This window comes from Nonomuraea fuscirosea (genome assembly GCF_003001935.1).
Classification (GTDB): Bacteria; Actinomycetota; Actinomycetes; order Streptosporangiales; family Streptosporangiaceae; genus Nonomuraea; species Nonomuraea fuscirosea.
The window spans coordinates 56,967-79,867 of record NZ_PVNG01000005.1 but is presented as its reverse complement, the minus strand read 5'-3'; the positions used below and the strand labels follow the sequence as shown (position 1 = coordinate 79,867).

Annotated in this window: 23 protein-coding genes; 14 read left to right on the top strand and 9 right to left on the bottom strand. The window is 69.9% G+C overall.

Features of this window, described 5'->3' with window-relative positions; genetic code table 11:
• The first annotated feature begins 590 nt into the window (after positions 1-590).
• The 3 genes from ettA (at position 591) to B0I32_RS13255 (ending at position 3,428) form a co-directional block, all read left to right on the top strand.
• Entirely contained in the window at positions 591-2,255 is a 1,665-nt protein-coding gene (gene ettA / locus B0I32_RS13265) for an energy-dependent translational throttle protein EttA (RefSeq protein ID WP_106238489.1), read from the top strand.
• A 364-nt stretch (positions 2,256-2,619) separates the two neighbouring features.
• On the top strand, positions 2,620-2,766 hold the full coding sequence (locus tag B0I32_RS57615; RefSeq protein WP_181307343.1) for a hypothetical protein: 147 nt from the start codon (positions 2,620-2,622) through the stop codon (positions 2,764-2,766).
• A gap of 272 nt (positions 2,767-3,038) precedes the next feature.
• Entirely contained in the window at positions 3,039-3,428 is a 390-nt protein-coding gene (locus B0I32_RS13255) for a hypothetical protein (protein ID WP_106238483.1), read from the top strand.
• A gap of 106 nt (positions 3,429-3,534) precedes the next feature.
• Here B0I32_RS13255 and B0I32_RS13250 read toward each other — a convergent pair whose 3' ends face one another.
• On the bottom strand, positions 3,535-4,854 hold the full coding sequence (locus tag B0I32_RS13250) for an MFS transporter (RefSeq protein ID WP_106238480.1): 1,320 nt from the start codon (positions 4,852-4,854) through the stop codon (positions 3,535-3,537).
• 153 nt (positions 4,855-5,007) lie between these two features.
• Here B0I32_RS13250 and B0I32_RS13245 point away from each other — a divergent pair, with 153 nt between their 5' ends.
• The 5 genes from B0I32_RS13245 to B0I32_RS13225 all read left to right on the top strand — a co-directional run bounded on the left by B0I32_RS13245 (position 5,008) and on the right by B0I32_RS13225 (position 7,808).
• Positions 5,008-5,520, top strand: a complete 513-nt coding sequence (locus B0I32_RS13245) for a VOC family protein (RefSeq protein WP_106238479.1) — start codon at positions 5,008-5,010, stop codon at positions 5,518-5,520.
• A 56-nt stretch (positions 5,521-5,576) separates the two neighbouring features.
• Positions 5,577-5,984 (top strand): Zn-ribbon domain-containing OB-fold protein, encoded by a 408-nt coding sequence (locus B0I32_RS13240; protein ID WP_106238476.1) that lies wholly within the window; start codon positions 5,577-5,579, stop codon positions 5,982-5,984.
• The gene (locus B0I32_RS13235; protein WP_106238474.1) at positions 5,981-7,108 is read left to right on the top strand and encodes a thiolase C-terminal domain-containing protein; all 1,128 of its coding nucleotides are present in this window, start codon (positions 5,981-5,983) and stop codon (positions 7,106-7,108) included. The genes B0I32_RS13240 and B0I32_RS13235 overlap by 4 nt, the downstream gene beginning before the upstream one ends.
• Positions 7,109-7,155: 47 nt before the next feature.
• The gene (locus B0I32_RS13230) at positions 7,156-7,407 is read left to right on the top strand and encodes an SCO4226 family nickel-binding protein (RefSeq protein ID WP_106238472.1); all 252 of its coding nucleotides are present in this window, start codon (positions 7,156-7,158) and stop codon (positions 7,405-7,407) included.
• Between the two features lie 110 nt (positions 7,408-7,517).
• Positions 7,518-7,808: a response regulator gene (locus B0I32_RS13225; RefSeq protein WP_181307342.1), complete on the top strand. Its 291-nt coding sequence runs from the start codon at positions 7,518-7,520 to the stop codon at positions 7,806-7,808.
• Positions 7,809-7,821: 13 nt separating this feature from the next.
• Here B0I32_RS13225 and B0I32_RS13220 read toward each other — a convergent pair whose 3' ends face one another.
• Together B0I32_RS13220 and B0I32_RS13215 are read right to left on the bottom strand one after the other, a co-directional pair.
• Positions 7,822-9,906, bottom strand: coding sequence for an acetate--CoA ligase family protein (locus B0I32_RS13220; RefSeq protein WP_106239154.1), 2,085 nt, complete (start codon positions 9,904-9,906; stop codon positions 7,822-7,824).
• Positions 9,907-9,911: 5 nt separating this feature from the next.
• Positions 9,912-11,066, bottom strand: a complete 1,155-nt coding sequence (locus tag B0I32_RS13215; protein WP_106238467.1) for an acyl-CoA dehydrogenase family protein — start codon at positions 11,064-11,066, stop codon at positions 9,912-9,914.
• A gap of 110 nt (positions 11,067-11,176) precedes the next feature.
• On the opposite strand from B0I32_RS13215, the gene B0I32_RS13210 reads away from it, so the two are divergent.
• Positions 11,177-11,788 (top strand): TetR/AcrR family transcriptional regulator, encoded by a 612-nt coding sequence (locus tag B0I32_RS13210; RefSeq protein WP_106238465.1) that lies wholly within the window; start codon positions 11,177-11,179, stop codon positions 11,786-11,788.
• Between the two features lie 97 nt (positions 11,789-11,885).
• On the opposite strand, the gene B0I32_RS13205 is transcribed toward B0I32_RS13210, so the two are convergent.
• On the bottom strand, positions 11,886-12,704 hold the full coding sequence (locus B0I32_RS13205; RefSeq protein ID WP_106238463.1) for a MaoC/PaaZ C-terminal domain-containing protein: 819 nt from the start codon (positions 12,702-12,704) through the stop codon (positions 11,886-11,888).
• A 1-nt stretch (position 12,705) separates the two neighbouring features.
• Positions 12,706-13,608, bottom strand: a complete 903-nt coding sequence (locus B0I32_RS13200) for an SDR family oxidoreductase (RefSeq protein ID WP_106238460.1) — start codon at positions 13,606-13,608, stop codon at positions 12,706-12,708.
• A gap of 73 nt (positions 13,609-13,681) precedes the next feature.
• Here B0I32_RS13200 and B0I32_RS13195 point away from each other — a divergent pair, with 73 nt between their 5' ends.
• Genes B0I32_RS13195 through B0I32_RS13185 form a run of 3 tightly spaced genes read left to right on the top strand, consistent with a single transcriptional unit; the run spans position 13,682 to position 16,718 of the window.
• Positions 13,682-15,118, top strand: coding sequence for an MFS transporter (locus B0I32_RS13195; protein ID WP_245955800.1), 1,437 nt, complete (start codon positions 13,682-13,684; stop codon positions 15,116-15,118).
• 23 nt (positions 15,119-15,141) lie between these two features.
• Positions 15,142-15,561, top strand: coding sequence for an acyl-CoA thioesterase (locus tag B0I32_RS13190; RefSeq protein WP_245955799.1), 420 nt, complete (start codon positions 15,142-15,144; stop codon positions 15,559-15,561).
• A complete protein-coding gene (locus B0I32_RS13185) occupies positions 15,558-16,718 on the top strand; it encodes an MFS transporter (RefSeq protein WP_106238455.1) in 1,161 nt (386 codons plus the stop codon). Before B0I32_RS13190 ends, B0I32_RS13185 begins: the two co-directional genes overlap by 4 nt.
• A gap of 24 nt (positions 16,719-16,742) precedes the next feature.
• Here B0I32_RS13185 and B0I32_RS13180 read toward each other — a convergent pair whose 3' ends face one another.
• From B0I32_RS13180 to B0I32_RS13165, 4 genes are all read right to left on the bottom strand, one after another.
• Entirely contained in the window at positions 16,743-18,254 is a 1,512-nt protein-coding gene (locus B0I32_RS13180; protein WP_106238452.1) for a glycoside hydrolase family 13 protein, read from the bottom strand.
• A gap of 18 nt (positions 18,255-18,272) precedes the next feature.
• Positions 18,273-18,653 (bottom strand): globin, encoded by a 381-nt coding sequence (locus B0I32_RS13175; RefSeq protein ID WP_106238450.1) that lies wholly within the window; start codon positions 18,651-18,653, stop codon positions 18,273-18,275.
• Between the two features lie 10 nt (positions 18,654-18,663).
• The gene (locus B0I32_RS13170; RefSeq protein WP_245955798.1) at positions 18,664-19,527 is read right to left on the bottom strand and encodes a mechanosensitive ion channel family protein; all 864 of its coding nucleotides are present in this window, start codon (positions 19,525-19,527) and stop codon (positions 18,664-18,666) included.
• A 594-nt stretch (positions 19,528-20,121) separates the two neighbouring features.
• Entirely contained in the window at positions 20,122-20,403 is a 282-nt protein-coding gene (locus B0I32_RS13165) for a hypothetical protein (RefSeq protein WP_106238446.1), read from the bottom strand.
• A gap of 276 nt (positions 20,404-20,679) precedes the next feature.
• Between B0I32_RS13165 and B0I32_RS13160 the strand changes: the two genes are divergently transcribed.
• Both B0I32_RS13160 and B0I32_RS13155 read left to right on the top strand, forming a co-directional pair.
• On the top strand, positions 20,680-22,233 hold the full coding sequence (locus B0I32_RS13160; protein ID WP_106238444.1) for an NsdA family TPR-like regulatory protein: 1,554 nt from the start codon (positions 20,680-20,682) through the stop codon (positions 22,231-22,233).
• Positions 22,230-22,718, top strand: coding sequence for a GNAT family N-acetyltransferase (locus B0I32_RS13155; protein WP_106238441.1), 489 nt, complete (start codon positions 22,230-22,232; stop codon positions 22,716-22,718). The genes B0I32_RS13160 and B0I32_RS13155 overlap by 4 nt, the downstream gene beginning before the upstream one ends.
• Positions 22,719-22,901 lie beyond the last annotated feature (183 nt).

The following is a 22,901-nucleotide window of genomic DNA, read 5'->3' as shown; positions in this document are numbered from 1 at the left end:
TCCTGCTCTGGTGGCATGACATCAAGGTGATCGCGCAGCCCGAGCCTCAAGCGTCGAGAGCCGAGCCCGGATTCCCGAGCCCCTACTCCCAAGCGTCGAGTACCGAGTCGATCCCCGAGCGTCGATCCCCGAGCGTCCCGAGCGTCGATCCCCGAGCGTTGAGTGCCGAGTCGATCCCCGAGCGTCGATCCCCGAGCGTCCCGAGCGTCGATCCCCGAGCGTCGAGCCCCAGCTCGGAGCGGAACGCGGAGTATCGAGTCCGAGCGCTGAGTTCGGTGTCGAGTGTCCGAGCCCAAGCCTCGGGTTACCGTCTCCCGGGTGTCCGGCAGGAACGCGAGAACGGGATCAAGGGGCATCATCATGTCTCTGGAATTCGGCGACACCGCGATCCCCCCGGCCTGCCCTCTCAAGGAAGCAACCGCTGTCGGCCTGCACGGCCACGACCCTGTATTCCCGGTCGCTCTGAGTTCGGTGAGTAGGCGGGATGGTGGGGGCGGTGGGGGATATGGAGGAGGTGGGCAAAGTCGGTTCCAAGTCATACTCCGGTGGAGCGTCGGAAGCCTGGCGTGGGAGCCCCTAAGCTAGAGGACATGCCGGAGTACATCTACACGCTGCAGCGCGTGCGCAAGGCGCACGGCGACAAGGTTGTCCTTGACGACGTCACGCTGTCGTTCCTGCCCGGAGCCAAGATCGGTGTTCTAGGGCCGAACGGCACAGGCAAGTCGACGCTGCTCCGGATGATGGCCGGCCTGGAGCAGCCGTCCAATGGCGAGGCCAAACTCATGCCGGGCTTCACGGTCGGCATGCTCCAGCAGGAGCCGCCGCTCAACGAGGAGAAGACGGTCCTCGGCAACGTGCAGGAAGGCGTCGCCGAGACCATGGCGATGCTCCAGCGCTACAACGACATCGCCGAGCAGATGGCCACCGACTACAGCGACGAGCTGCTGGAGGAGATGGGCAAGCTGCAGGACCAGCTGGAGCACCGCAACGCCTGGGATCTCGACAGCCAGCTCGAACAGGCCATGGACGCCCTGCGCTGCCCGCCGCCCGAAGCCGACGTGACCACGCTGTCCGGTGGTGAGCGCCGCCGGGTGGCGCTGTGCAAGCTGCTGCTGGAGGCGCCCGACCTGCTGCTGCTCGACGAGCCCACCAACCACCTCGACGCCGAGAGCGTGCAGTGGCTGGAGCAGCACCTGGAGAAGTACGCGGGCACAGTCCTGGCCGTCACCCACGACCGCTACTTCCTCGACAACGTCGCCGGCTGGATCCTGGAGCTCGACCGGGGCCGCGCCTACGCCTACGAGGGCAACTACTCCACCTACCTGGACGCCAAGGCGCAGCGGCTCAAGGTGGAGGGGCAGAAGGACGTCAAGCGCAAGAAGCGCCTCGAAGACGAGCTTGAGTGGGTGCGGTCCAACCCGAAGGCCCGCCAGACCAAGAGCAAGGCCAGGCTCCAGCGGTACGAGGAGATGGCGGCAGAGGCCGACAAGCACCGCAAGCTCGACTTCGACGAGATCCAGATCCCGCCGGGCCCGCGCCTGGGCACCACGGTGATCAAGTCGGAGAAGCTGACCAAGGGGTTCGACGACCGGCTGCTCATGGAGGGGCTGACGTTCGACCTGCCCCGCAACGGCATCGTCGGCATCATCGGCCCCAACGGCGTCGGCAAGACCACGCTGTTCCGCATGATCACCGGTAGCGAGACGCCCGACTCCGGCTCGATCATCGTGGGCGACACGGTCAAGATCTCCTACGCCGACCAGAGCCGTGGCGGCATCGACCCCACCAAGAACGTCTGGGAGGTCGTCTCCGACGGGCTCGACCACATCAAGGTCGGCAACGTGGAGATGCCGTCGCGGGCGTACATCGCGGCCTTCGGGTTCAAGGGTCCTGACCAGCAGAAGAAGGCGGGTGTGCTGTCGGGCGGCGAGCGCAACCGGCTCAACCTGGCGCTCACCCTCAAGCAGGGCGGCAACGTGCTGCTGCTCGACGAGCCCACCAACGACCTCGACACCGAGACGCTGTCGTCGCTGGAGAACGCGCTGCTCGACTTCCCGGGCTGCGCCGTGATCACCTCGCACGACCGGTGGTTCCTCGACCGCATCGCCACCCACATCCTGGCGTGGGAGGAAGGGTCGAACTGGTTCTGGTTCGAGGGGAACTTCGCGGACTACGAGAAGAACAAGATCGAGCGCCTGGGCGCCGACGCGGCCCGTCCGCACCGGGTGACCTACCGCAAGCTGCACCGCGACTGATCGGCCGGACGACCACCGATCGGCTGATCAGCCAGGTGACTTGGTTGGTCACCTGGCTGATCGGGTGGCGGCTGAGTCAGCAGGTCGGCCGGTCCAGAAAAGGCGCCGGATCGGCCGGACTGGGTGGCGGGGGCTGCTCGGTCGGTTGGGCGGCGCAGGTGTCTGAGTGGCGGGGTTGCTCGGTCGGCTGGGCGGCAAGGGTATTCGGGTGGCGAGAACTGTTCGGTCGGCTGGGCGGCGAGGGTGTTCGGGTGGCGAGGGCTGCTTGGTCGGCTGGGCGGCGAAGGTGTCTGGTGGGTTGGGTGATGGGCACGCCCTGAAGGGTGCAGGCCAGGTGTAGGCGCAGGCCCTGGGAGAAGCGTCTTTGGCAGGCGCAGTAGCCGTATTCGGCCTGGTCTGCCAGGTCGGAGCGCGTGACCGTCTCGTAGGAGCGGCGCATTTCGCCGGAGTGGAGTCCACGACCCAGATGTCGTCGCTCCACGCCGAGGTGGTGGTGGCCAGGGCCGGTTGATGCTTCACATCTGGGTGGCGGCCTAGCGCAACTGCCTGTTGTAGCCGGGCTGCTGGGGCAGGTAGGTGAAGAGGTTGCTCAGGTGGGCACGGCATGGAGGAGCCGTTTGGCCTGGGTGCCGCGGCAGCAGGTCGGGGTCTTTCTGTAGCGTGTCGTCGGTTGTCGCCTGGAGCGCTGCGAGGGTGTCCGCGTCGTTCGGCATGAGACGATCTTGGACATTCTCGTTCTCGTCTCTGTAGGCACTTCTTGGAGCACATCACCAGGAGGATTCAGTGTCATACCCGCAACCGCTCACCCCGGAGGAGGGGATCGCCGACGCGAAGAGGCAGCTGAGCCTTCCGCGTATCGTCGTGATCTGCGGCTCCACCCGTTTCATGAGCGAGATGGTCGAGGCCGATCTGCGGGAGACCATAGCCGGAAAGATCGTCGTCAAACCGGGTTGCGACATGAAGTCTCCGCACGAACTCTGGTCCGATCCGGTCGAGGCCGAGGCGCTGAAGGTTCGGCTCGACGAGCTGCACCGGGCGAAGATCCGGCTCGCTGATGAGGTGCTCGTAGTCGGCGGCTACATCGGAGACAGCACCCGAGCCGAGATCTCCTACGCCCGGTCGCTGGGCAAGCCCGTACGGTTCACGCACCCCGAAGTCGACCCCGGCGTCTGATCGCCCCACACCCTCCGCAGGCACCCCTTGGGATTGATCGTCCAGGTCGGAGGGTGAAGGTCGGGGACGTGGCGCAGGTTGGAGAGCGGGGCGTCGAGACCGCGGGTCAGGCTTCGGCCTTGCCGGCGGTGACCTTGGTGGCGGGGGCGGGGGACGGGCGGCGCCAGGGGCCGTTGAAGAGGAGGATGGCCGGGATGAACAGGACGAGGCAGCCCAGAGCCACGAACAGCCACGTCTGCCAGTTGGTGGCCTCCACCACGTGCGGGATGACCAGCAGGCCGATCACCGCGATGCCCTTGCTGAGGAAGCCGAACAGACCCCACGCCGTGCCTTGCAGACGCGGGTCCGCGTCCTCGGCGTCCTCGGAGTAGTTGGCCATCCAGGGGGCGTACGCGATGCCGAGTGAGCCGCCGAGCAGGGCGCCGATCACCATCAGCGTGCCGGTGGAGACGCCTTCCTGGCCGAGGGAGACGGCGAGGTAGGCGGTGACGAGGACGGCGGCGACGGTGCCGGCCAGGGAGAAGGGCTTGCGCAGCTGGGTGCGGTCGGAGAGCCGGCCCGTCACGATGAGCGTGATCAGGTTGAGGCTCCAGAACGCGGCCATGATCGTGGAGGCTTCGGCGCTGCTGATGCCCAGGGCTCCGACCAGCATGGTCTGCCCGAACAGCGACAGGGTGATGTAGAGGACGAGCCAGAGCGAGATCCCGACGACGTGCGCCCAGATGTTGGGCCGGCTGAACAGCGACCGCAGGCGCGGCGGCCGGCCGAGGTCGACGACCTGGGTGCCGGCTCGTTCGGTGTGCTGGATCCTGGCCCGCAGTTCGGGGGAGAGGTCGGCGATGTTCAGCGCGATGACCACGGAGATGACCAGGGAGAAGCAGCCCATGATGACGAACTGGGAGCGCCAGGAGTTGTCGAAGATGGGCAGGGTCCAGCCGGCGACGGCGGCGGCCAGGAAGTTCGCGCCGACCGGGCCCCAGGTCCAGAAGCCGAACGCCTGCGCCCGGCCCATGCGCGGGGAGAAGTCGCGGATCAGCGGGGCGGTGCTGGCCATGGCCACCCCGTCCACGAATGCGAGGACGATGCGGGCGATCAGCAGGTCGCGTGGGCTGTGCACGAGGGTCATGCCGAAGCAGCAGATGGCGGTCAGCGCCATGAGCGGGATGAGCAGGCGTACCCGGCCGAGCCGGTCGGTGAGCCGGCCGCCCAGGATGGAGGCGATGGCGCCCGCCACGGCCGCCGTGCCGGAGACGGCGCCGTACGTGGCCAGCGACATGTCGAGGTCTTTGAGCAGCAGGGGAACGACGGGCGCGATCTGCCCTTCGTAGGAGCCGATGAGGATGGCCAGCACGGCCATCGTGAGGATTTTCATGCGGCGGGCGCCGGTTGGATACTCGTCGAGCTCGCGGGCGTAGGACAGCCTCATGGCCAGCCTTTCTTGGTCGGGCCGAACCCCCCGTACTGTTCTAGAAGCTAGCTCTAGAATCTACTTCTGCGATGCTGCTCCTCACTTGCGGCGGCGTCAAGAGTGAGCGGCTAGAATGAAATTCTAGGATTCCCGAAGTGAGGAGCCCCCCGCGTGGACCTGGAACTCGACGGCCTAGAGGTGTCCTTCGATCACACGGCCGTGGCCGCGCCCCGCATCACGGACTTGCTGCCCATCTACCGCGACCTGCTCGGCGGACGTCATCTGGGAGGCGGCGGCGACAACGGGATCGCCGGATATCGCACCCTGCAGCTCACCTACGCCAACGGCGGCAAGGTCGAGCTCATGGAGCCGCTGGCCGGATCCACGTTCTTCGACAGCTTCTTCGAGCTCACCCGCGGCAGGGGAGGCGTCCACCACCTGAACTTCCACGTCGACGACCTGAGCACGGCGGTGGCCAGGCTGACGGCCCGCGGCTACCGCCTGCACGGGCTCAACCGGGCCGACGCGCGCTGGCAGGAGGTGTTCCTGCATCCCAAGGAGGCGCACGGCGTGCTCATTCAGCTCGCCCAGCCGGGCCCGCGCGAGCCGGGTGACCTGCGGCCTTCGCTGGAGGACGTGCTGGCCGGGCGGGGGAGGTACGGCAACGGCATCCCCAGCTCTTGAGTCCGTGGAGAACCTAGATCTAGAGTGTTATTCTAGAACTAGGATTGGGGAGGCCGATGAAGCCGGTACCGAAGCCCACGCCCGAGACCCAGCCCTTCTGGGACGGCACGGCCGCGGGCGAGCTGCGGATCCAGCGCTGCCTGACGTGCGAGCGGCACTACTTCTACCCCCGGCCCAACTGCCCCCGTTGCGGCGGCGACCAGGTCGAATGGGTCCGGGCCAGCGGGCGCGCGACCCTGTACTCCTACGTCATCAACCACCGCCCCGCGCCCGGCTTCGAGGACGAGGCCCCGTACGCGATCGCGGTCGTGGAGCTGGCGGAGGGCGTGCGCATGATGACGAACATCGTGGGCGTGCCGAACGTACCGGAGCACCTGCCGCTGGACATGGAGTTGCAGGTGGTGTTCGAGCGGCGCGGAGACGTCAGCGTGCCGCTCTTCGAGCCGGCGGGAGGCGCCGCATGACCATCGTGATCGCGGGCGCCTCCGAGACCGATGAGGTCGGCCGCCTCCCCGGCCACTCCACGACCCAGCTGCACCTGGAAGCGGCCAGGAACGCGCTCGCGGACGCGGGCATGACCATCCACGACATCGACGGCATCGCCACCGTCGGGACGCCGGGCCCGGTCCAGATCGCCCACGCCCTCGGCATCACGCCCGCCTGGCTGGACGGCACGGGGGTGGGCGGCTCGTCGTTCCTGTTCCACGTACGTCACGCGGCCGCGGCCGTCCGGGCCGGGCTGTGCCGGACCGTGCTGATCACCCACGGGGAGTCCGGCCGCTCACGGGTTGGCGCCGGCCGCTTCGGGATGGGGCCGGACTCGCTGCTGGGGCAGTTCGAGCTGCCGTACGGAGTGGTCGGGCCGCCCACGTCGTTCACCATCACGGCGCTGCGCTACATGAAGGAGACCGGCCTCACGCACGAGCAGCTGGCCGAGGTCGCGGTGGCGCAGCGGCGCTGGGCCCACCTCAACCCGCGGGCGATGTACCGGGATCTCATCACGGTGGCCGACGTGCTCGACTCGCGCATGGTCGCCTACCCGCTTCACCTGCTGGAATGCTGCCTGGTCACCGACGGCGGCGGCGCGCTGATCGTCACCAGCGAGGAGCGGGCCCGCCGCTCCCCGGTCTACCTGCTCGGCTCCGGCGAGTCCGCGGAGTCGCCGATGATCTCGCAGATGGAGGACTTCACCACCTCCAAGGGCTTCCGGCTCTCGGGAGAGGCGGCCTTCGCCGAGGCCAAGATCGGCCATGAGGACGTGGACCACCTCATGGTGTACGACGCCTTCGCCCACGTGCCGATCTACGGCCTGGAGGACCTCGGCTTCGTCGGCAGGGGAGAGGCGGGCGCGTTCATCGCCGAGGGCCACACCTCGCCCGGCGGACGCCTCCCGATGAACACGAACGGCGGCGGCCTGTCGTACACGCACACCGGGATGTACGGCATGTTCGCCATCCAGGAGGCGGTGCGGCAACTGCGCGGCGAGGCCGCGGCGCAGGTGCCGGACGTGGAGGTGAGCGTGGTGCTGGGCAACGGCGGCATGTTCGCCTCCGCCGCCACGCTGGTCCTGTCGAACCGCCTTCCCTGAGCCGGCACTTCTGGAGGGACACTGGAAGGAGGAGGAGGGGGTGCGTCATGCCGAAGTTCATGGACGTGCACAGCGGATTCGTCGGCGCGACCGAGGAGCAGCTGCGCGCGGCGCACGAGCGTGACCTGGCCGTCGAGGAGGCGGAGGGGGTGCACTTCGAGCGGGCCTGGCTCGATCCGGACTCCGGGAAGGTGTTCTGCCTGTCGTCGGGGCCGTCGAAGGAGGCGGTGCTGAGCGTGCACGAGAAGGCGGGGCATCCGACGACGGAGATCTACGAGCTGCCGGTGGAGGTGGAGTAGCCGGATTCGGCGGAGGCGATCGGCCGGATCGGGGTGCCGGAGTCTGCAGAGACCGGTAGCCGAATCGGTGCAGGCCGAGTCGCCTGCGCGGTTCGGACCTCGACCACGACGTGCTCGTCCTCGATCTCCACCTGGCCACCGACCGGCCCTGCGTGGCCGAGATCAGGGAGCTGTCGGCCGTCACGAGGGTCCTGATCGTCTCCGCCTCGGGACGGCCCGCCGACGTCCTGGCCGCGATCCGGGCCGGCGTCAACGGGTACGTCACCAAGGACGCCCCGGCCGAACTCGTCGTGGACGCCGTGCGCACGGTCGCCGCCGTCGTCGAGACGCCGCCGGGAGAGGGCACCCATGTCACGGTACGGGTACCGCTCCCTCCGGCTGGCCGACCCGCCTCCGGGTGATCAGGGCGCCGGGTCAGCGCCAGGTGATCAGGGCGTCCAGGGCCTCGACGTGGGAGCCGTTCACGAGGAGCGGGTTGATCTCCAGGGACTCCAGGGCGTCACCCAGCGACCCGGCGAACGCGGCGATCCGCGTCACCACGTCGGCCACCGCGTCGAGGTCCGCGGGCTGCCCGCCCCTGACCCCGTCGAGCAGCGCCGTGCCCCGCAGCTCCGCCAGCGCCGCGCGTACCTCGGCGGCGTCCACCGGCAGCACCCGCAGCGCGGTGTCACGCAGCACCTCCACCCAGATCCCGCCGAGCCCCACGGCCAGCGTCAGCCCCCACGCGGGGTCCCGTACGACGCCCACCAGCAGCTCGACGCCGCCCCCACGCTGCGGCTGGACGAGCATGCCGGCCAGCGAGGGCACGGCGGCGGCCACCTCCCGGCAGGCCCGCCGCACCTCCTCGCCGGAGCCCAGCCCGAGCCGGACCCCGCCCACGTCGCTCTTGTGCCCGAGCCCTTCGGCCGCCGCCTTGAGCACCACGGGATAGCCGAACCGCTCGGCCGCCGCGACCGCCTCCGACTCCTCGCGGACCAGCTCCGACGGCACCACCGGCAGCCCGGCCGAGGCCAGCAGGGCGGCGGCGCGGTGCTCGGCCCACACCCCCGTCGCGCCGGACGGAACGGCCCGAGGGGTCACGGGCGCGGCCGGCGGCCGGGAGAGCGCTCTGGCCCGCAGCTCCGACCAGCGCACGGCCGCGCCGATGGCGTGCAGGCCGTGCTCGATCCCGCCCGCCACGTACGGGAACCCGGTCTCCCGCTGCACCTGCCGCCCGAACTCGGTGACGTCGGTCAGCACGTTGCTCACCACGACGACCGGCACGGGGGAGGCGTCGATGCGCCGGGCACTGGCGGCGTACGTCGCGAACACGGGAGCCGGGTCGGGCGGCGCCGTCTTGGGCGGCTCGGACAGCAGCATGACCAGGTCGATGCCCGGATCGGCGGTCACCGCCTCCAGGGCCCGGCCGAGCAGGGTGCGGTCGATGAGCACGTAGCCGGTGACGTCGAGCGGGTTCTGCACGGTGCCGAAGGACGGCACGATCTCCGCCAGCCGCGCCACCGTATCGGGCGCGAACGGCGGCAGCTCCAGCCCCTCGTCCTCGGCCCGGTCGGCGATGATCTCCGAGGCCCCGCCCGACGGGGTGACGACCCCGACGCGGCGCCCCGGCAGCGGCCCCGTGGCCGCCAGCAGCCCCGCCGTGATGATGAGGTCCTCCAGCGAGCGCACCCGGATCACGCCGAGCTGCCGCAGCGCGGCGTCGATGACGTCGTCGTCGCCGACCAGGGCCCCCGTGTGCGCCTGGGCGGTGTGGGAGGCGAGCCGGCTGCGGCCGATCTTGAGCGCCACGATCGGCTTGCCCGCCTCCAGTGCCCGCCGCGCCACGCGGGCGAACTCGGCCGGGTTCCTGATGCTCTCCAGGAACAGCGCGACGACCTTGGTGGCGGGATCGTCCACCAGGTAGTCGACGACGTCGGTGACGGTGACGACGGACTCGTTGCCCATCGAGGTGAGCAGGCTGACGCCCACGTTGCGGGCCTGCGCGAAGGACAGGACGGAGCTGGCCAGCGCGCCGCTCTGCAGCACCACGCCGACCCCGCCGCGCAGCAGCGGCTGGGCGATGGGCAGCCCGTACGGGGTCACGCCGGCGGCGGCGTTGATGTAGCCGTTGCCGTTGGGCCCGAGTATGGTCAGCCCGTTCTCGGCGGCGAAGGCGGTGATCTCGGCCTCCAGCCGAGCCCCCTCCTCGCCGGCCTCCCCGAACCCGGCGGTGAGGATCACGTAGCACCGGATGCCCAGCTTGGCCCCTTCCCGCAGCACGCCGAGCACGGCCGCCGTCGGCACCATCACGTACGCCAGGTCGACTGGCTGCGCGATCTCCGTCAGGCTGCGATGGGCGGGCAGGCCGTGCACCACGCCGCCGCGCGGGTTGACCAGGTGGACGGAGCCGGTGAAGCCATGGGTGCGCAGGTTGGACAGCGTGCTGATGGACCAGCCCGACTTGTCGGTGGCGCCGACGAGGGCGATCGAGCCCGGGTTGAACAGTTCCCCGACCGGCATCGCGTTCACTCCCCGATCAGGCCCAGCCGCGCGTGCCCCTTGATCAGGTTGCGGGCGATCGTCCGCCGCTGGATCTCGTCGGTGCCCTCGAAGATGCGCAGCAGGCGCAGCTCGCGATACCACCGCTCGATCGGCAGCTCCTTGGTGTAGCCCATGCCGCCGTGGATCTGCAGCACCCGGTCGACGACCTGGTTGGCCATGACGGCGCCGTTGAGCTTGGCGATGGAGGAGGCGTGCCGGGCGTCCATGCCCTCTCCCACCCGCCAGGCCGCGTACAGCGTCAGCCACTTCGCCGACTCGATCTCCACCTGGGAGTCGGCGATCATCCACTGGATGGCCTGGTAGTTGGAGATCGTCTGGCCCATGGACTTGCGGATCTTGGCGTACTCGATGGCCATGCCCAGCATGCGCTCGGCCGCGCCGATGGCCCGCGCGGGGATCATGTAGCGGCCCTGGCCGATCCACTGCATGGCCAGCTCGAAGCCCTTGCCCAGCTCGCCGAGGATGTTCTCCTCCGGCACCCGGACGTCCTCGAACACGAGCGAGGCCGGGCCCCACTGGCCCATGGTCGGGATCGGGTCGGACGTCCAGCCCATGTCGCGGTCGACCAGGAAGCAGGTGACGCCGTACGGCTCCGTCACGGCGAAGACCATGACGAAGTCGGCCTCGTTGCCGCCGGTGATGAACGTCTTCTCGCCGTTGATGATCCACTCGCCGCCGTCGCGGGTGGCCCTGGTGCGGATGTTGCGCGCGTCGGAGCCGGCGCCGGGCTCGGTGATGGCGAAGCAGGACCGGCGCTCGCCCTCGATCGTGGGGATCAGGTAGCGCTGCTTCTGCGCGTCGGTGCCGGCGTAGAGGATGTTGTCCGCGCTGCCGCCGAAGGTGAACGGCGCGAAGGTACGCCCGGTCTCCATGGCGATGATCGCCGACATGATCGGGCCGAGCGCGGCGCCGCCGTACTCCTCGGGGGTGTTGATGCCCCAGAATCCGGACTTCCTGGCCTTGGCCCGCACGTCGCGCAGCACGTCGGGCGCCAGCCCCGGGCGGCCCTCGCGCTCGTTGCGCAGCACCTCGGGCTCCAGCGGCATGACCTCCTTCTCGATGAAGGACCTGACCGTGTCGCGGATCTGTCGTTCCTCGGGGGTGAGCGAGAAGTCCACAGCCGCCTCCTGGGGCAATTTCTAGAACCGTTCTCTAGGAATAGATTCTAGCCGTTACGGAACGATGTCAAGAATCTGATTCTAGAATTCCTGGCGCTAGGATGACGGGCATGGCACGCAAGTCCTCGTGGGAGTGGAGCCGGACGGCCCAGACCCGCAAAAGCATGCTGCAGGCGGCTCGCGAGGTCTTCAGCGAGCACGGCTTCGCCGACTCCAACGTCTCCGAGGTGGTCGCCCGCGCCGGCTCCAGCGTCGGCAGCCTCTACCACCACTTCGGCGGCAAGACCGAGCTCTTCCTCGCCCTGTACGAGGACCACCAGGCCGCCCACGAGCAGGCGTCGGCCGCCAGCGTCGCCAAGGCGCGCAAGGACGGCGTCTCCGACCCCGTGGAGCTGCTGATCGCGGGCGCGCGGGCCTACCTGGCAGGGGCGTGGGAGCGGCGCGACCTGGTCCGGCTCTTCATCGACGGCGACGGGCCGCCCGGCTTCGAGCTGATCCGCCGTACGCGGGGGCGCGAGTGGGTACGCCAGAACGCGGTCCTGCTGGGGGCCGGCGGCGACCCCCTCGACCGGTTCACCGTGGCCGTGCTGACCAGCGTCATCGGCGAGGCCGCACGCGAGGTCGCCACCTCCGACAACGAGCAGGAGGCTCAGGAGGTCATCGAGGCGGCGGTCACCCTGATCCACCGCCTCGACCCCCTTCGATCGCTCGACGAGAGCTGAGCCAACCGAAAGCTGAGCCGGCCGAGAGCTGAGCCAACCGAAAGCTGAGCCGGCCGAGAGCTGAGCCGGCCGAGAGCTGAGCCGGCCGGAAGCCGGCTCAGGCGATCGTCGCCCGCCCCCGGTCGATCACCACGGTCCCGTCGTCCTTGGCGGTCCTGAACAGCACGTCAGCGCCGTCCACCCAGATCGACACCGTCAGTGACTCACCCGGGAAGACCGGGCTGGAGAAGCGCCCGGCCATCGCCTTGAAGCGCGCGGGATCCGAGCCCGCCACCGCGTGCAGCAACGCCCGCCCGGTGACCCCGTACGTGCACAGCCCGTGCAGGATCGGCCGGTCGAACCCGGCCCGCGCGGCGAACGCGGGATCGCTGTGCAGCGGGTTGTAGTCGCCGGACAGCCGGTAGATCAGCGCCTGCTCGGGGCGGGTCGAGTAGGTCACCTTGTGGTCGGGCGCCCGGTCCGGCGCGGCCCAGGTGTCCTTCGGCCCCCGGTCGCCGCCGAAGCCGCCCTCGCCCCTGATGAACACCGAGCTGCGCGAGGCGATGACCGGCTCACCCGTGTCCAGGTCGACGGCCGTGGCCTCCACGGTCACCAGCGCTCCCGAGCCCTTGTCGTACATGCCGGTCACCTTCGAGGTGGTGCGCACGCCGCCCGCGGCCGGCAGCTCCCTGTGCAGCTCGAAGGCCTGCTCGGCGTGGACCAGCAGGGCCGGGTCGTAGTCGCCCAGCCGCCGCCCCAGGGCCTGCGCCGCCAGCACGGCGAAGGTCGGCAGCACCCGCTGGTCCTTCTCGGTGGTGAACGCCAGCTCGTCGGTGCCCGCGCCGACGCCGAGCGCGTACAGCATGGTGTCCTTCGCGGTCCAGGTGCGCTCGTGCGGCGGGGTCTCGACGCCGATCAGGGTGTGGTCGAGTGCCATGTCAGTCCTCCTGCCCGGGGATGCGGCCGTTGGTCAGCGCGTTGGGCGCGGCCTTCTCGACCAGGGCCGGGATGACCGAGCCCAGCTCGGCCGGGTCCCAGCGCGAGCCCTTGTCCACGCCGGGCCCCGCGTGCCAGCCCTCGGCCACGCTGATCACGCCCGCCCGGACGTTGAACACCCGCCCGGTGATCGCCCGCGCCTCCGCGCTGGACAGCCAGACGACGACCGGCGCGATGTCGTCGGGGTCGGCGGCGAGGCTCGCGCCCTTCGGCATCAGGTTCTCCGTCATCCGGGTGAGCGCGGCGGGGGCGACCGCGTTGACGGTCACGCCGTAGCGCTCCAGCTCCCTGGCCGCGATCACGGTCAGGCCCGCGATGCCCGCTTTGGCCGCGCCGTAGTTGCCCTGTCCCGGGTTACCGTAGATGCCGGAGGACGAGGTGGTGTTGATGATCCGCGCATCCACCCGCTCGCCCGCCTTGGCCTTGGACCGCCAGTAGGCGGCGGCATGGCGCAGCGGCGCGAACGTGCCACGCAGGTGCACCCTGATCACGGCGTCCCACTCGTCGGCGGTCATGTTGACGAGCATCCGGTCGCGCAGGATGCCCGCGTTGTTGACCAGCACGTCCAGCGTGCCGAAGTGGTCGACGGCGGAGCGCACCAGGCGTTCGGCGCCGTCGAAGTCGGAGACGTCCTCGCCATTGACGATGGCCTCGCCGCCCATGGCCTCGATCTCCGCCACGACCTCGGCCGCCGCTCCCGAGGAGCCGGTGCCGTCCACCTCCGCGCCCAGGTCGTTCACCACCACCTTCGCGCCCTGTCTGGCGAACTCCAGCGCGTGACCTCGCCCGATGCCTCTGGCCGCACCCGTGACGATCACCACGCGGCCCTCGACGATCCCGCTCATCCGACACCTCGATCCTTGACCGGCTGACGATGCGAATTGGATTCTAGTATCAAAATCTAGAAAGGACAGGCCCTTGGCGGCGACGAGTACGACCTCCTCCCTCGGCTACGCCTGGCGCACGTTGTCGGTCGTGAGCATGGCCAGCGTGCTGACCGGTCTCGGCGGCAGCGCGATCAACGTCGCGCTCCCGGAGATCGCCAGGAACACCGGAGCCGGCGCCACGGCCGCGGGCTGGATCCTCCTCGGCTATCAGTTGACCACAACGGTCCTCATGGTGGTGTTCGGGCGGCTGGCCGATCTGTTCGGCCGGCGCCGGATGTACCTCCTGGGCCTGGCCACCTACACCGGAGCCGCGCTGCTGGCCGGCCTGGCTCCGAACGCCTGGGTGATCGTGGCCCTGCGGGTGCTCCAGGCGGCCGGGGCCGCCATGCTGCTCACCAACAGCGCCGCCCTGGTCAGCGACGCCTTCCCGCGCGAGCGGCTGGGGGAGGGGATGGGCGTCTACGTGGCCTCGTTCTCCATCGCCGGGCTGATCGGGCCGACGCTGGGCGGAGTGCTGGCCGAGAGCCTGGGCTGGCGCTGGGTGTTCTGGTTCAACGTGCCGATCGGGGTGATCTGCCTGGTGTGGGGAGCCGTCGTGCTGCGCCGTCCTCCTCCCGGCCGGCGCGAGAGCGGGCTGGACGCGCCGGGCAGCGCGCTCGTCCTGCTCACTCTCGGCGGGCTGCTGCTGGCGCTGTCGGAGTTCAGCCGGCTCGGCTGGCAGCACCCGGTGGTGCTGGGCGGGCTGGCCGCCTTCGTCGTGGGGCTGCCGCTGTTCGTGCTGCGGGAACGGCGGGCCGCGTACCCGGTCGTGGACATGGGGCTGTTCAGGGAGCGGGCCTTCGCCTTCGGCACGCTCGCCTCGTTCCTCAACGCGGTCGCCAGGATGGGCATGGTCTTCCTGGTCGCGCTGTACTTCCAGGCCGTGCGCGGCGACGATCCCGTCCAGGCCGGGCTGAAGGTGCTGCCGCTGGCCGTGGCGGCCATGATCGCCTCGGTGACCTCCGGCTTCCTGCAGCGCCTGCTCAGCGCACGCACCCTGGCGGTGGCCGGGGCCGCCACCACCACGTGCGGGCTGACGGTCATGCTCGCGGTGATGTCCGCCGACACGCCGTACCCGGCCGTGGCGGCCGGGCTCGTGCTCATCGGGCTCGGCTCCGGCGTGTTCCTGCCGTCCAACACCACCGCCATCCTCGACGGCCTGCCCTCCAACCGGCTCGGCATCGTCAACGCCATGCGCCTCATGGTGCAGAACACCGGCAACGTCGTGGGCACCGGCCTGGTGCTGTCGATCATCACCGCCCCGCTGCCCGCCGCGTTGCACCAGAGCGTCTTCGCCGGCACGCTCGCCCAGCTCTCCGGCGAGGCGGTCGGTCAGCTCGTGACCGGCTACCGGTGGGCGCTGGGCACCATGGCCACGATCTCCGTCCTGACCGTGCTGGCCTGCCTGGCCCGGCGCAAGGCCACCTGACCGGGACGGGTACGGTTGCGGACGTGGTTGAACGCACTCCTGCCGAACGGCACATCTATCCCCGCACGGTGAGATTCGGCGACGTCGACTCCCAGGGGCACGTCAACAACGTGCGCTTCCTCGACTACCTGGAGGACGCCCGGTTCGGCATGTTCCACATCGATCCGTACAACGCGGGGGAGGAGCCCTTCAAGGGCCTGGTCGTGACCCGCCACGAGATCGACTACCGCCGCCCGCTGGGCTTCCGCGCCCAGCCCGTGCGGGTGGAGACCTGGGTGACGGAGATCAGGTCGGTCCGCTTCACCCTGCGTTACGAGATCGTGGACGACGAGGCGGTCTACGTCACCGCCATGTCCGTCCTGGCCGCCTACGACGTCGATCGGGCGGCGCCCCGCAGGCTCACCGAGAGCGAACTGGCCTACCTCAAACGCTTCGCGGAATGAGACGCTGGCTGATGCTGGCGCTGGGCGTCAACGCCCATGCCAGCGTCACCTTAGGCCTGTTCGGCCTGCCCGTGGTCATGCCCGAAATCTTGCGACATTTCAACGTCTCTCTTCCGGTGGGTGGGCTGATAGGCAACGCCCCGGCTTTGGGGATCCTGTGCACCCTCGTCGCCTGGGGCGCCCTGGCCGACCGGTACGGTGAGCGCCTGGTCCTGGGCGCCGGCGTCGGGCTCGCGGCGGTCATCTTCGCCGCCGTCGCCTTCGTCGAGGACACCTGGGCCGTCATCGGGCTGCTGGCGCTGGCCGGGGCGGCGGGCTCGGCCGCGATGGTGGGCGGCGGGCGCATCGTGCTGCGCTGGTTCCGCCCGCCGGAACGCGGCCTGGCCATGGGCGTGCGCCAGGTCTCCTTCACCCTCGGCATGGCCGTCGCCGCCTTCGCGCTGCCGCCGATGGCGCAGGCGTACGGTCTGACCGGGGTGTTGCTGCTCTGCTCGGGCGCGAGCCTGGTGGCCGCCGTGCTGGCCGCGCTCTTCCTGGCCGAGCCGCCGCACCAGATCGGCGCGGCCGGCGCGGCGCGGGCGCGCTCGCCGTACCGGCAGCTCGCGCTCTGGCGCGTGCACGCCACCAGCGCCCTGCACGTGGTGCCCCAGGTGGTGGTCAGCACGTACGGCGTCGACTGCCTGGTCAGGCTGTACGGCTGGGACGCGGTGGCGGCCGGGCGGCTGTTCGGCGTGGCGGCCATCGGCGGGGCCGTGGTGCGCGTCGCGGTCGGGCGCTGGTCCGACCGGACCGGCCTGCGCATGCGGCCCCTCCTGCTGCTCACCCTCTGGTGCCTGGCCGTGCTCGCGCTGCTCGTCGCCGGCACCTACACCGGCACCGCGCTCGGGCCCGCGATGATCGCGGTGGCCTCGGTGACGACCGTGGCCGGCAACGGGCTCGCCTACCTGTCGGCGGGCGAGCTGGCCGGGCCCGGCTGGGCGGGCAAGGTGCTCGGCACCCACAACACCGTGCAGAACAGCGTCTCCCTGGCCGTGACGCCGCTGGCGGGCGCGCTCATCCTGAGCACCGGCTACTGGGCCGGCTTCGCCGCGGGCGCCGCCGCGGCCCTGCTCTCACTGCCCGTCATCCCGTTACGCGGCGAGCGCTCGAAGCGATGACCACCGCTTCGAGCGCCACGCGACTCACGAGGCCGGACGGCGGAGCCAGACGGCCGTGTCGGGCGGCAGCAATCCGTTCCTGAGCGGCCCGCTCGACAGCAGCACCTCCTCGTGCCCGGGCAGGCGCACGGCGTGCGCGCCGCAGTTGATCGCGCACACCAGCGTGCCCCGGGTGAAGAAAAGCGCTCCCTCAGGAGACTCCAGCCACTCCAAGGAGTAAGGAATCTCTCCCGCCAGCTCGTGGCGGCAGGCCAGGGCCCGGCGGTAGAACTCCAGCGTCGAGTCCGCCACTCCCTCCTGCTTCTCCACGCTCAGCTCCGCGAACGACTCCGGCTGCGGCAGCCACGGCTCGGCCGCACCGGCGGAGAACCCGTGCGAGGGCGGATCGACCGTCCACGGGATCGGCACCCGGCACCCGTCGCGCCCCGGCAGCTCGCCCTTCGACTGGAAGAACACCGGGTCCTGCCTGGCCTCGTCCGGCAGGTCGGTCACCTCGGGCAGCCCCAGCTCCTCGCCCTGGTAGAGATAGGCGGAACCGGGCAGGGCCAGCATCGCCAGCAGCGCCGCCCTGGCCCTGGCCAGGCCCGTGCCGGGTTCGGTGCCCTCGTAGCGGGTGCGGTGGCGTACGACGTCGTGGTTGGACAGCACCCATGTCGCGAACGGCACCGTGGACAGAGTGTCCTCGATCACCTTCCTGAACGCCGGCGCCGACCACGGCGCCTGCAGCCAGGCGAAGTTGAAGCTCTGGTGCAGCTCGTCGGGGCGCACGTACTGGGCCAGGTCCTCGGGACTGTCGGTCCACACCTCGCCCACCGCCATCCGCTCGCCCGGATAGCCGTCCAGCAACCGGCGCCAGTCGCGGTAGACGCCGTGCACCTCGGGCTGTCCCCACACGGGAGAGACCGAGGTGAAGGACTGGTCGCCCACGTTCGGCAGCCCCTCGGCCTTGTACAGGCCCATCGCCACGTCGATGCGGAACCCGTCGACCCCCCGGTCCAGCCAGAACCGCAGCACGTCGAGGAACTCCTCGTGCACCTCGGGGTTGCGCCAGTTGAAGTCGGGCTGCTCCGGCGCGAACAGGTGCAGGTAGTACTGCCCGTCGGCCACCCGCGTCCAGGCCGGGCCGCCGAAGGTGGACTGCCAGTTGTTGGTGGTGTCGCGGAAGATGTAGCGCTCACGCCCCTCGCCCCGCAGCGCGGCCTGGAACCACGGGTGCGCCGCGGAGCTGTGGTTGGGCACCACGTCCACCAGCACCCGCAGCCCGAGCTCGTGCGCGTCGGCGACCAGCGCCTCGAAGTCGGCGAGCGAGCCGAAGAGCGGGTCGACGCCGCGGTAGTCGGCCACGTCGTAGCCGCCGTCGGCCATCGGCGAGGGATAGAACGGGGTCAGCCAGATCGCGTCCACGCCCAGCCGCCGCAGGTAGGGCAGGCGCTCGCGCACCCCGGCCAGATCGCCGACGCCGTCGCCCGAGGCGTCGGCGAAACTGCGGACATAGATTTCGTAGACGACTGCGTCACGCCACCAGGGGATCTCCATGTGGCGTCTCATGCCCCGTTATGTGGGGGAGTTCACCAGACTGTGGGCCGCGTAGACCAGATAGTCCCACAGCCGGGTCTGCTGCTCCTCCGGCAGATCGAGCGAGTCGACCGCGTCGCGCATGTGCCGCAGCCACGCGTCACGCTCGGGCTCGCCGATCACGAACGGCATGTGCCGCATGCGCAGCCTGGGGTGGCCGCGCTGCTCGCTGTAGTCCTTCGGGCCACCCCAGTACTGGATGAGGAAGCCCCGCAGCCGCTCTTCGGCGCCCGTCAGATCGGGCTCCGGGTAGAGCGGCCGCAGTAGCGGGTCGTCCGCGACCCCTTCGTAGAAGCGGTGCACGAGGCGGCGGAACGTCTCCTCGCCTCCGACGGCGTCATAGAAGGAGGTCTCTGTCACGATTCCTAGCTTAGGCGCTGGCGACCATGGGGATGCCCGCGGTGTCCAGGGCCGTCTTCACCCGGAGCCGCAGCTCCCTGGCCACCTCCGCCTGCGCCGACGGCAACGTCTTGGCGGAGATGCGGAAGACCAGCGAGCTGTCGGAGAGCTGCTCGACGCCGTAGACCCGCGGCTCCTCCACCATCTTCGACTCGCGCAGCTCAGGGTCGGCCCAGATCTCCTCGGCCACCTGTTCGAGCAGCACCCGCACTCCGACGATGTCGGCGTCGTAGGCCACCGGGACGTCCATGTAGGCCCGTGACCAGCCCTGCGACTCGTTGCCCACCCGGGTGATCGTGCCGTTGCGCACGTACCAGACGCGGCCGTCGGAGTCGCGCAGCCTCGTGACGCGCAGGGTGACCGCCTCGACCGTGCCGACCGCGGCGCCCGCGTCGATCACGTCGCCCACGCCGTACTGGTCCTCGAGGAGCATGAACATGCCGGCGATGAAGTCCTTGACCAGCTCCTGGGCGCCGAAGCCGATGGCCACGCCCAGGATGCCGACGCTGGTCAGCAGCGGCGCGATCGGGATCGTCAGCCGATCGAGCACGGTCAGCACCGCGGTGCCGAGGATGACGATCGAGGCGACGTGCTTGAGCACCGACCCCATCGTCTCGGCCCGCTGCTTGCGGCGCTCGTGCAGCAGCGCGTCGATCCCGTCGGTCGCCGCGCCCTTGCGGAACCGGCTCGTGATCGACCCGCCGGTCGCCGCTCTGTTGACCACCCTCGTGATGACCCGGTGCGCGAACCTTCTGATGATGAAGGCCAGCACGAGGATGAGCACGATCGTGATCGCACTGGAGACCAGTGGCGCCCAAGGCGCGTCGCCGAACATCTTGACCAGGGTAGAGCAAATCACGGTGTCGCCCTCACACAGGGCGGACATCTGTGAGGCCATCTGGTCGATGCTGGGCATCACCGACGGAGAAGCTGTCGGTGGCTCGGCTGTCACCAGCAGTAACACTATGGTGGATCCCCCTCCGGAAGCGGTTCGGTCGACTCTATGGACCGATTCGATCCAAAAATACAGCCGACCGAACCGCCCGCCGTCACATCACGCCGGGGAAGACGGGGACGCCGGTTCTCTGGGCCGCGGAGGGAGAGAGCCGGCGCTCCGATGACGGACGGCTCGGACCGGGACACACACCCGGAAGCATGTCCCGTGCCGGTTCCGGGAGGGATCCCCCGAACACCCACCCGGCGTACCGGGAGGGTGGCTTGTCGCGTACGGGCGCGCGCCCGTACGTCATGTGCGGCATGTCCGGCATGAACGCCAGGGGCGTCATGCGCGGCCGGGCCGGAACCGGCGGAGTGACCAGGGCCCCGCGAAAGGGAGACCCTCCGCACCGGCCACTCCGCCGGCCCCCAGGAGCCGCCGTGGGTCGCGGTGAGCCGTGGTGGCTGCGCTCCACCCGGATCACCGCGGTCATCACTCCCCCACGGCGGCGAGCACGCGTGCGACCTTCGTCGCGGCGCCGGCCGGGTCGTCGGCGGTGTGCATCCGCTCGCCCCAGGACCAGCAGTACCACCAGTCCGGCAGATCGGAGGACGCCGGCCGACAGGTGACGTTCTCGGACAGGCTGGTCGCCTGCGGGTTGATGACCCGGACGAACCTGCGACCGCTCTGGGTCTGGACCACTCGTGCGAGCAACCCGCGAGCGCCGAGTTCGGCCACGAGGCGCTCCAAGAGCTCGAAGTTGTCGTCCCCCACCGTTCGTTCCTCCCTCAGGAATCTGTGCTGGTGGGCCAAAGATGGCTCAAGTCAAGGGCTCGCGCAACGGCCCGTTCCGCTCACGGGGAGTGGCTTCTCACTCATGGGTTGTAAGAAACAGTCCCGGGGAGGACGATCCTTAACCGTAGGCTGGTTGCGGGCGTTTCCCATCCATCCGGCATTGCTTCATAGTCATGGGTAGGCGCACAGCAATCTGAGGACTACGCTAAGTCACCAGTTGCGGACCGGTCGAGACATGCGGGAGAGGGGCCGGGAATGTCCGGCAGACAGCACAGGGAGACGGAGATCGCCCGGCGGATCAGGGCCAAGGGCCTGGCCGTCGGGCGCACGTCCGCCCAGATAGCGGAAGAGATCCACGAAGCGTGCACGGGCCCGTTCGGCACCACCAGGATCAAGGCGCACCGCCTGTCCTACGGGATCGCGCTGGCCGACGTCATCGAGCAGGTGCGGGCCCTGTTCGAGCGCGACGCCAAAGCCCAGCCCGGCATCGGCGAGACGCTGCTGTCGGCGTACGAGAGCGGGCTGAAACGCCCGGGACCCGAATACCTCCACTACCTGTGCACGGTCTACCGGGTCGAGCCGGTCGCGCTCGGTTACGACGCGCCGTGCATCTGCGGCCACGGGCACCGGATGCCGGGGATCGTGACCACCGAGACCAAGGAGCGCCCGCCGCCGCCCCCCGAGCGTGAGCTGCTCATGCAGCCCGTGGAGAGCGACCCCGCGGCGGAGGAGGACGAGAACGTCCTGCGGCGGACGTTGTTAACGCTGCTCAACACCGACGGCAACGGCTCGGTGCCGCTCGACGGGCCGGTGCTGGGCGCGTGCGAGGGCATCAAGCGCAGGCTGGACGAGACGCTGGTGTCGTCCACCGTGTCCGCCGCGATGCTCGACCAGTGGGAGGAGGCGACGGTCAGCTTCGGCCGCCAGTACACCACCACGGCCCCGCTGCGGCTGCTGTGCGACGTGCTGCTCGAACTGAGCGCCGTACGCACCGCCATGTCCCGCCGCCAGCCCATCGACCTGCAGGAACGACTGTGCAGGATGGCCGCGCAGCTGTCCGGGCTGAGCGGCATGATCATGATCAACCTGGGTGACCACCGGCTGGCCCGCTCGTTCTTCCGCACCGGGCGCACCGCGGCCGACGAGACCGGCGACCGCGCGCTGCGGGCGTGGATCACGGCCCGCGAGTCGCTCGTCCCCCTCTACTTCGGCGACGCCCGCGAGGCGCTCACCCTGGCCAAGAAGAGCCGCGACATGGCCGGCTCCATGCCGTGCCCGGCTCAGGCCATGGCGCCGGTCGTCGAGGCCAGGGCGCTGGCCATGCTGTCGGGAGGCGAGAGCAAGAAGGAGGTCGTCGACCAGGCCAAACGCGCGCTGGCCCGGGCCAGGAACGCCTTCTCCCACATGAAGCCCGACGAGAAGGAGGACGTGGCGTTCGGCTACACCGAGCGGCAGCTCTACTTCTACCAGGGCGACGTGCTCACCAAGCTGGGCCAGACGATCGAGGCCGAGGTGGTGCTCGACCAGGCCCTGGGCAAGTACGACGACCACATCTTCGACCAGACGCTGATCAGGCTCGACCAGGCCCACTGCCGGCTGATCGACGGTGACGTCAAGGAGGCGGTGACCGTCGCCACCAACGCGCTCAGCCTGATCACCGACGACTATCTCACCGACTTCATCGTGCGGCCCGCGCTGCGGCTCGAACAGGCCATCATCGCGGTCGATCCCAACGCTCCCGGGCTGGAGGACTTCAAGGCAATGGTCCGGCGGCGGGCCAAGCCCGGTCTGAAGGGCGTTGATAAATGAAGCTGACGATCAGGCGCTATCGCTGGTCCGATCTCGACACGATCCTCGCCCTCCACCAGATCTGCCTGGCCGAGGTGGGTCTGGTCCCCGGTGACGGCGTCTACTACGACGACGACTTCCCCCGCATCCAGGAGATCTACCTGGCCTGCGGCGGCGACTTCCTGGTCGGGGAGGCGGCCTCGCGGGTGGTGTCCATGGGCGGGCTGAGACCCGTCGACACCGGCACCGCGGAGGTGTGCCGGTTACGGGTGCATCCAGAGTTCCAGGGCCGTGGTTTCGGCACGGCCATGCTGGTCGCGCTGGAGCGCCGCGCGGTCGAGCTCGGTTTCCACCGCGTCAGAGGTGACACGACGCTCAACCAGGAGGCCGCGCTGGCACTCTACGCGCGCCAGGGGTGGCGCGAACTCTCCCGCGAGCGGGTCGGTGACCTGGTCGTCGTCTACGGGGAGAAACGCCTGATCCCGCCCGCCTTCCTCGACCGCTGACCCACGCACGGCCCCGCCCCCTCCTCCTGGGGCCGCCCCCTCCCGTTCCTTCCGGTGACCGTTCCCGGCAGGCTCCCGGCGTGACCGTTCCGCCGATCTTCGTTTTTCCCGCTCCAGGCCGGAGATCAATTCCGCCGGAAGATATGGTACGCCCGCGTACTTTTCGGATCCCGGGGATAAGGA